10 protein-coding genes are annotated in these 8721 nt (G+C 27.3%); all 10 read right to left on the reverse strand.

Annotated elements, in window-relative coordinates; genetic code table 11:
- Window positions 1-44 precede the first annotated feature (44 nt).
- The gene (sufU, locus tag ACWYO2_RS03380) at window positions 45-473 is read right to left on the reverse strand and encodes a Fe-S cluster assembly sulfur transfer protein SufU (protein ID WP_455515090.1); all 429 of its coding nucleotides are present in this window, start codon (window positions 471-473) and stop codon (window positions 45-47) included.
- A 10-nt stretch (window positions 474-483) separates the two neighbouring features.
- Complete coding sequence (locus ACWYO2_RS03385) at window positions 484-1002, reverse strand: hypothetical protein (protein WP_455515091.1); 519 nt, start codon at window positions 1000-1002, stop codon at window positions 484-486.
- A gap of 9 nt (window positions 1003-1011) precedes the next feature.
- A complete protein-coding gene (locus ACWYO2_RS03390; protein ID WP_455515092.1) occupies window positions 1012-1632 on the reverse strand; it encodes a V-type ATP synthase subunit D in 621 nt (206 codons plus the stop codon).
- 2 nt (window positions 1633-1634) lie between these two features.
- Entirely contained in the window at window positions 1635-3014 is a 1380-nt protein-coding gene (locus tag ACWYO2_RS03395) for a V-type ATP synthase subunit B (protein ID WP_455515093.1), read from the reverse strand.
- The gene (locus tag ACWYO2_RS03400; protein ID WP_455515094.1) at window positions 3014-4780 is read right to left on the reverse strand and encodes a V-type ATP synthase subunit A; all 1767 of its coding nucleotides are present in this window, start codon (window positions 4778-4780) and stop codon (window positions 3014-3016) included. Before ACWYO2_RS03400 ends, ACWYO2_RS03395 begins: the two co-directional genes overlap by 1 nt.
- A gap of 16 nt (window positions 4781-4796) precedes the next feature.
- Window positions 4797-5126, reverse strand: a complete 330-nt coding sequence (locus tag ACWYO2_RS03405; protein ID WP_455515095.1) for a V-type ATP synthase subunit F — start codon at window positions 5124-5126, stop codon at window positions 4797-4799.
- Window positions 5119-6039: a V-type ATPase subunit gene (locus tag ACWYO2_RS03410; RefSeq protein ID WP_455515096.1), complete on the reverse strand. Its 921-nt coding sequence runs from the start codon at window positions 6037-6039 to the stop codon at window positions 5119-5121. The genes ACWYO2_RS03405 and ACWYO2_RS03410 overlap by 8 nt, the downstream gene beginning before the upstream one ends.
- 10 nt (window positions 6040-6049) lie before the next feature.
- A complete protein-coding gene (locus tag ACWYO2_RS03415) occupies window positions 6050-6592 on the reverse strand; it encodes a V-type ATP synthase subunit E (RefSeq protein ID WP_455515097.1) in 543 nt (180 codons plus the stop codon).
- Between the two features lie 9 nt (window positions 6593-6601).
- Window positions 6602-7084, reverse strand: a complete 483-nt coding sequence (locus tag ACWYO2_RS03420; RefSeq protein WP_455515098.1) for a V-type ATP synthase subunit K — start codon at window positions 7082-7084, stop codon at window positions 6602-6604.
- Between the two features lie 8 nt (window positions 7085-7092).
- The coding region (locus ACWYO2_RS03425) for a V-type ATP synthase subunit I (protein WP_455515099.1) at window positions 7093-8721 on the reverse strand (1629 nt) is incomplete at its 5' end.

Below are 8721 nucleotides of genomic sequence, written 5' to 3' on the forward strand. Positions count from 1 at the left end.
CATCTGTACCTTCTATTATTACTAATTTTCCCACTTTAATCTCCTTAATATTTATCAATTATTACTTTCAAAGAATGCCAACTAAGTGTAGAACATTTAATTCTAGCAGGCATATCCTTTGTTATTTCTAATAGTTTTGCCTCTTCTAACATTTCTTCTTCTAAACTTGAAAGTTCTTCACCATACATCATTTTAAAAAATACATCCAATAATTTTTTAGTTTCATCTAAACTTTTTCCTTTTATCAATTCTACAAGCATAGCAGAAGATGCTGAAGATATAGCACATCCTGATCCTATAAATGATGCATCTTCTATTAATTCATCTTTTATTTTAACTACAAGAGTTAGGTCATCACCACAACTAGGGTTATGACCTCTCTGTATATCTGTAGGATTATCAATTTCCTTTTTTAAATCTTTCCTATTAGAATACTCTAGTATAGTTTGTTGATAAAGCTTGTTTATATCCATTATTACTCCATTATTTTATATCTTTATATTTCAAATATATTTTATATTGATACACTGCATGTTCTATAAATAGAAAAGAAGCAGTGTAAGCTAAAATTCTAACAAAAACTATAGGATTATTTAATATTAATATAGAAATACATACAGAAATTATAGAAGTTAAAATATACATATTTGATCTATGTATATTAATTTTTCTTATTAAAAAAGCTGTAATCATTCTTAATATACCCATCATTAAAATCCAAAAAGCTAAAAATGAAGGTATAAGTAATCCAAGATTAAATAATCCTTGACTTGCCAATAATATACATAATATTACTGTTATTATTGGATTTATCAAGTATATTTTTGAAAATACACGAGAATTTTCTACATAGTATGATAGTTCTCTTAATGCTACTATTAAATTCAATAAAATAAGTATAAGCATTATAGATCCTAGTTCTTCTATAGGCTTAATAAAAGAAAGTATTCCTAGTATAAAAGATGATATACTAAGAATTAAATTTATTTTTTTACTTTTCATACTACCACCTTAATTAATATTCGCCTTCATAAGTCTTATTATTGCAGCTCTATCATTTTCATCTAATTTCATACGTATAAATTTAATAGTTTCTTCAAGTTGAGGTATAGTCATATATTCTAATGCATTAACTCTTCTTCTTGTTTTTTCTATTTCATCTGCCATAAGTTGTGTTGATTTTTCTATTTGAGCAAGTTGTAATAAATCATTCATAACAAAACTCATATCTTCTATAGCTAAATCTAATTCATAACTTGTTTGAGCGAAAGAATAAGGATAAAGATCATTTTCATCTCCAATTTTTTCCAAAGTTATTTCTGGTATTCTAACACTCATAACATTTCTTTTTGTAACATCTACTTCATATTTTATTTTAGGAATAGCAAGTGATTCTTCAAATACAGATTCAGATATTATACTTTTAGCCATTGTAAAATTCTTTAAAGATAAAGATAATTTTTTTTCAACATTTATACGCATTTCCTTATTTTTCTTTATAGTTTCTATAAAAATACGCATAAGTTCATCTTGTTTATCTTTTAATAATTTATGACCTTTTTTAGCTGTTATAAGTTTTGCTTTTAAACGAGTTAATTCCATTCTTGTTGGATTTACATTTAACTTTGCCATAATTAATTTTCCTTTTTATCCAAATATTTTTCTAAATATTCATCTCTAATTCTCTTCAATTCATTTTTAGGTAATATTCTTAAAAGATCCCAACCTAATTCTAAAGTATCTATTATACTTCTATTATTATCAAATCCTTGTCCTACATATTTTTCTTCAAATTCTTGAGCAAATTTAGCAAATTGTTTATCTGTATCTGACAGAGCTGATTCTCCTAAAATTACAGCCAATTCTTTCGCCTCTTTTCCTGTTGCATAAGCTGAAAATAGTTGATTCATTGTATCAGCATGATCTTCACGAGTCTTATTTTTACCTATACCTTTATCTTTAAGTCTTGAAAGTGATGGTAATACATCTATAGGGGGCATAATATTTTTCTTATACAATTCTCTTGATAAAACTATTTGTCCCTCTGTAATATATCCAGTTAAATCTGGAATTGGATGAGTTTTATCATCCTCAGGCATAGTAAGTATAGGAATTTGAGTAATAGATCCCGGTTTACCTTTTAATTTACCAGCTCTTTCATAAAGAGTAGAAAGGTCAGTATATAGATAACCAGGGTATCCACGTCTACCTGGAACTTCTTTTCTTGCAGCTGATATTTCTCTTAATGCCTCACAATAATTAGTTAAATCTGTTATTATTGTAAGAACATGCATTCCTTTTTCAAAAGCAAGATATTCAGCACAAGTAAGTGCCATTCTAGGTGTTGCTATTCTTTCAACAGACGGATCATTTGCAAGATTTATAAACAATACTGATCTATCTATAGCACCTGTTTTTTTGAAATCTTCTATAAAGAATTGTGCTTCTTCATAAGTTATTCCAACTGCTGCAAATACTACTGCAAATTTTTCTCCATCACCTAATACTCTTGCTTGTCTTGCAATTTGTGCTGCAAGTTCAGCATGTGGCATACCTGAACCAGAAAATATTGGAAGTTTTTGACCTCTTACTAAAGTATTTAATCCATCTATAGCTGATATACCTGTTTGAATAAATTCAGAAGGATAATCTCTTGCTACTGGATTTAGAGCTATTCCATTAATATCTAAAGATTTTTCAGCAACAATTTTAGGTCCATTATCTTTTTCTCTACCTAAACCATCAAATACTCTTCCTATCATATCTTCAGAAACTCTAAGTTTTAAAGGTGTTCCAAGAAATCTAACCTTAGAACCCTTCATATTTATTCCAGCTGGTGATTCAAATAATTGAAGTATAGCTTTATCTTCATTTACTTCTAATACTCTTCCTAAACGAGTTTCACCATTTTGTGTTTCTACTTCTACTAACTCTTCATAGCTTACACCTTCAACTCCTTCTACTGTCATTAAAGGTCCAACTATTTCATTTATAGTCTTATATTCTTTTATCACTACATTACCTCCGCTTGTTTTGAGATAAGTTCATCTATTTTTCTTATAACTTCTTTATCTATTTCATCTATTTTTCCTATTTCTTCTTCTGATAAATACTTAGCTCTTGCAATATTTTCCCTAACTTCTAAACTAAGTATATCATTTATATATACATTTGACTCTAAAGCCCGTTTTGCTTGATAATAGAAATTTAAAACCATATTAAGCATTTTATCTTGTTTGGCAAGTGAAGTAAATGTATCTTGTTCATGGAAGGCATTTTGTTGCAGATAATCTTCTCTTATAGATTTAGCCGCTTCTAATTTTAATTGATCTTCAAATGATAAAGTATCTTTACCTACAAGTCTTACTATTTCTTGAAGTGATGCTTCTTCTTGAAGTAATTTCATGGCATTTACCCTATTTTTAGAAAATCTCTCATCTACATTTTTATCCATCCACTCATCTACTTTAGTTTGATAAAGTGTATATGAATTTAACCAATTTATCGCTGGGAAATGTCTTCTATATGCAAGTTGAGCATCAAGTCCCCAGAATACCTTAACTATACGCAATGTAGCTTGTGATACTGGCTCTGATATATCTCCCCCTGGAGGTGATACAGCCCCTATAACTGTAAGTGCTCCTATTCTTTCATCTTCTCCAAGACAAACTACCTTACCTGCTCTTTCATAGAAATCTGCAGCACGTGATGAAAGATATGCAGGATAACCTTCATCTCCCGGCATTTCTTCAAGACGACCTGACATTTCTCTTAAAGCTTCTGCCCAACGAGAAGTAGAATCTGCCATTATTGATACAGAATATCCCATATCTCTAAAATACTCAGCTATAGTTATACCAGTATATATTGAAGCTTCCCTAGCTGCAACTGGCATATTTGAAGTATTTGCTATTAATACTGTTCTTTGCATTAAAGATTTACCTGTTAGTGGATCTATAATTTCTGGAAATTCCATAAGAACATCTGTCATTTCATTACCACGTTCACCACATCCAACATAAACTACAACTTGTGCATCTCCCCATTTTGCAAACTGATGTTGTACTACTGTTTTACCTGATCCAAATGGTCCTGGAACACATGCAGTTCCTCCCTTAGCAACAGGGAAGAATGTATCTATTACTCTTTGTCCTGTAACTAATGGTTCATCTGGATTAATTTTTCTTTCATATCTTCTTCCACGTCTAACTGGCCATTTTTGTATCATATTTAATTCTACTAAACCTTTAGATGTTTCTATTATAGCTACTGTATCTTCAACTCTAAAATTCCCTGATTTTATTTCTTTTATAGTCCCCTCTATTCCAAATGGAACCATAATTTTATGATCTATAACTTCTGTTTCAGGTACTATCCCTAAAACATAACCAGAAGAGACATAATCTCCTACATTTTTTTGAGCCTTAAATTCCCAAACTTTTTCTCTATCTAAAGAATTAACTTCAACTCCTTTAATAAGAAAATCTCCAACTTTTGCTCTTATTTTATCTAATGGTCTTTGTATACCATCAAACATATTTTCTAATAATCCTGGACCTAATTCTACAGAAAGAGGCATACCTGTTGTTTCAACTGGCTCATCTGTACCTATACCTGTAGTTTCTTCATATACTTGAATAGAGGCTCTATCTCCTCTCATTTCAATTATCTCACCAATTAATTTATTATGACCTACTTTAACCATGTCAAATACATTAGCATGTGACATATTTTCTGCAACAACTAATGGTCCTGAAACTTTAACAATTCTTCCTTTCAAGTCCTTCTCCTTTCAACTAAAAAATATTAGTTCCTATTGCCTTTTCTATATTTTCATCAATTTTTGCTATACCTATACCTTTACTTCCTTTATTGCTAGGTATTAAAGTTATCATAGGTAGCACCTCATTTTTATATCTCTCTAATACACTTTCAGCACGAAGTGCATAATCTTCTGTTATCAATATTATTCCATAACCACTTACTGCTAGTTTATCTATAGTTGCTTTTATTTTTTGAACTATAATATCATTATTTTCTAAATTTTCAACACTAAAAACATCTATTCCTAAAGCTTTAAATGATGTAACCGTATCTTTATCTCCTATAGCTGCTATTTTATACATAAACTCCTCTCAATCTACTTTTAACAAGTTCTATATCAATATCATTTAATTTAGCAGACAATATTAACCTCAAAGCTTTAAGTTCATATTCTTTAGCTATAATATATGTAAATATAGGTTCTGGACCTATTGTAATATATTTATACTCCTTAGCTAAAGATATAATCATATTATCAAATATCTTTTCTATTTCTAATATATCTCCATTTTTTTCAAAAGTATCCCAAGTTTTAGTTGCTATTTTCTTTTTAAATAACGACAAATATGTATTATTAAAATATACCTTAATTAACTCTTCCTTAGATATACTTCCTCCATCTACTAAAATATCATCTAAATAATCCACATTTCTATTTTGTTTTTTTAATCTTAAAAATGTCACTATATTATATCTATCTATAGATATTTTAGCATAGTCTATAAATAATGGAATACTTGTACTATTAGCTAATTTCAAAAGATGTTTAAAATACATTTTATCAAGTTCTATACTAGCTTTTTTTAAATCCGTATACTTTTTTACACCATCAAAATTATCTATTAACTCTTTTTTATCTATCATACCTGTAAATATATTGTATTCATCTAAAGATTTTTCTTTATTCTTTAGTAGAAGTTTAAGATTTTGATATTCATATTTTAATGCAACTAAATCAACTATTTCTTGATTTTTTTTAGATATTTCTCTTGTAAATTTAAATACTCTTTCAAGCTCTCCATTGATAATTTTTTCATATTCATCATCTTGTGTCGTAGTAGCTATTGAATAAGAGTAATCTGTATCATTTAAAATTCTTAATATTTCTTTAAATGAATTAGTCTCTAGCATTTTAATAAGTCTATCTTCACTTAAAAGTTTTTTTTCTTGAACTTTAATCATTGATACAGGTAAAATGAAATCATTTCTATTCATTTAAACACCTCTAATTAAAATAGTTTAATATCAAGCTTTCTAATTCTTCCTTCTTAATATTTATTATACTTTCAAAAGTATAGTTTTCATCTACACCTTCATACGATATTACAAATCCAGATTTAATATCTTCTTTTATTCTTATATTAGAAAATTTATTACTTAAATCTGCATATTTAGGCGATACAAATATTAATTCATTTGGAAAAGATTTTCTATTTTCTAAGTTATATTTAATAAAATTCTCCATTTCATATAAACTAATATTTTCTAAATTTGTTAATAATTCATCTAAAATTTCTTTTATTATTTTTTGTTTTTGTTCTAATAATATATTTTTAGCCTTTAAATTAACATTAGATTCAACTCTTTCAAATTCTAAATCTTTTTTTGCTTCAAATTTATTTAAAGATTTTTTTTCATATTCTCTAATTTTTAAATCAAATTCAGATTTTAGAACTTGAATTTTATCTTCAGTTTCAGAATTTAATATATTTATTTTTTCTTCTGTATCTGAAATTATTTTATTTATTATATTGTCTAAATTTGACATACTCTCTCCTTACCCTATAACTGAGTTATTAAGTAATAGTATAGATATAACAAAACCTAATAAAGCATAAATTTCAACCATTACTGCATATACTATACCTTTAAATTGATGTTCTTCATTTTTTGCAAGTATAGTTATACCTGCAACTGAAACTCTAGCTTGTGCTATTGCTGAATGAAGTCCAACTATAGCTATTGGAAGACAAGCAAATAAGATTGATAATCCTTGTAAAGCTGTAGTTGAAGATGTTACTTTTCCTACTGCTAAAAGTCCTATAACAAAACCATATAGCCCTTGTGAACCTGGTAATAATTGTAAAATCAATGATTTACCAAATTTTTCTGGTTCATCTATCATAAGTCCTGCTGCAGCTTCTCCAACCATTCCAACAGCTTTTGCAGATCCAACTCCTGCTAAAATTGCAGCAAGTGCTGCTCCAAGTATACCTAATGCTGGTCCTAAATTAACTAAAAATCCATCTAAATTAAACATTTTTCCTCCTAATTATTCTTTATATTTATATATTTTTCTTTAATTTTAAAATTATTAAAAGCTTTTCCTCCACCTTCATAGAATTTAGCAAAAAATTCTACATATATCAATCTTGATGTATGAACATAAGCTCCAAGTGCTGATAAGAATAAATTAAATCCATGTCCTAATATCATAATTAACATCATAAATACTATCATTATTCCTTTATTCCCTACCATTTGCGCTATTGTATTAACAGAATATGCAATATATCCTCCAGATAATCCAAGTGCCATAAGTCTAACATAAGATATTAAATCTCCCATATATCCTGATATTCCATATAAGGCATAAGTTCCAAGACCTATCTTACCTCCAATACTTTTTGATTCTCTTCCTCCAGTTGCAACAATACCAAGCATAGTTATTATCATTAAATATTTAGATAAATCTACCATTGTTCCACTTATATCACTAAATCTTGCAAACACATAATAACCCGTAGAAGTAAGTGTTATAAGCCATAATAAAACATCTGAAAAACAATCAAAATATTTTTTATCTCTTATCAATATATATGCCTTAGTTAATAGAGCTAAAAATATATGAATTATTCCAAACACAAATGATAAAATCATCACTGGTTGGTAACTAACTGTTGGAGAATATATATGTAAAGGATTATCAAAATTAAATCCAAAGAATGATCCATAAATAAGTCCCCAAAGTGTCGTAGAAATACCTAACATAAACACAAATTTCATCATATTTTTATTTGATTTATTAAGATTAAATATTGAAAGTGCAAATCCTGTAGCCATACTCAATATTAAACCATAACCTACATCTGCCATCATCATACCAAAGAATAACCAGAAAAACGGTGCTACTATTAAAGTAGGATCTATTTCTGTATACTTAGGCAATGAATAAGTCCCTACTAGCATTTCATAAGGTTCTATTATTGTATTATTTTTTAACTTAACAGGAATATCACTATCATTTATATCAAATTCTTCATAAGTTATATAGTAATCATTAGACAATAAATTATTTAATAAACTTTCTAATTCATCTTTTCTATTTTTTGGAATATATGCTGAAATTATACTCAATTTATCTGTTTCTTTAAATATTTCTTTAGTATTTTCTTTTAAAAGTATATTTCTATAATATTCTGTTGCTATTTCTAAATCAGAAATATTTAAAGCATAATCTTTTAATTCAACATCCGTTTCTTCTATAACTTTAATATTTTCTTGTATTTTTTTTTCTAATTTTTCTATCATTTTTACAGGAACTTCTGTAATATCTAAATTAAATTTAGTTAAATTTATTTCTTTAACAATTTCTTTAAAATTAGAGTCTTTTAAAGAGTAAATCAATACATTTATATTTTTTTTACATTCAGATATTACATTAACTTCAACAGTATCATCAATTTCTTGTAACATTTTTTCATAATTCTTTTTAGTAAGTATCCCTATCGTAATATCTACCATTTTTAATCTTTTTAAATCTGAAAAAGATATATCTAAATTTTTCCAATCTTCATACTCATGTATATTATTTTTAAGACTTTCATTTTGTTTTAAAACTCTATCCTTTAGTGTAAACTTTGAACTAATATCTAATATAGTTTTTTCTACATCTAA

The sequence above is a fragment of the Pseudostreptobacillus sp. genome (assembly GCF_977040545.1).

What these genes read in the sequence shown, in the direction of transcription:
- sufU (WP_455515090.1), bottom strand. Translation starts at nt 473, where the DNA reads ATGGATATAAACAAGCTTTATCAACAAACTATACTAGAGTATTCTAAT.
- ACWYO2_RS03385 (WP_455515091.1), bottom strand. Translation starts at nt 1,002, where the DNA reads ATGAAAAGTAAAAAAATAAATTTAATTCTTAGTATATCATCTTTTATA.
- ACWYO2_RS03390 (WP_455515092.1), bottom strand. Translation starts at nt 1,632, where the DNA reads ATGGCAAAGTTAAATGTAAATCCAACAAGAATGGAATTAACTCGTTTA.
- ACWYO2_RS03405 (WP_455515095.1), bottom strand. Translation starts at nt 5,126, where the DNA reads ATGTATAAAATAGCAGCTATAGGAGATAAAGATACGGTTACATCATTT.
- ACWYO2_RS03410 (WP_455515096.1), bottom strand. Translation starts at nt 6,039, where the DNA reads ATGAATAGAAATGATTTCATTTTACCTGTATCAATGATTAAAGTTCAA.
- ACWYO2_RS03415 (WP_455515097.1), bottom strand. Translation starts at nt 6,592, where the DNA reads ATGTCAAATTTAGACAATATAATAAATAAAATAATTTCAGATACAGAA.
- ACWYO2_RS03420 (WP_455515098.1), bottom strand. Translation starts at nt 7,084, where the DNA reads ATGTTTAATTTAGATGGATTTTTAGTTAATTTAGGACCAGCATTAGGT.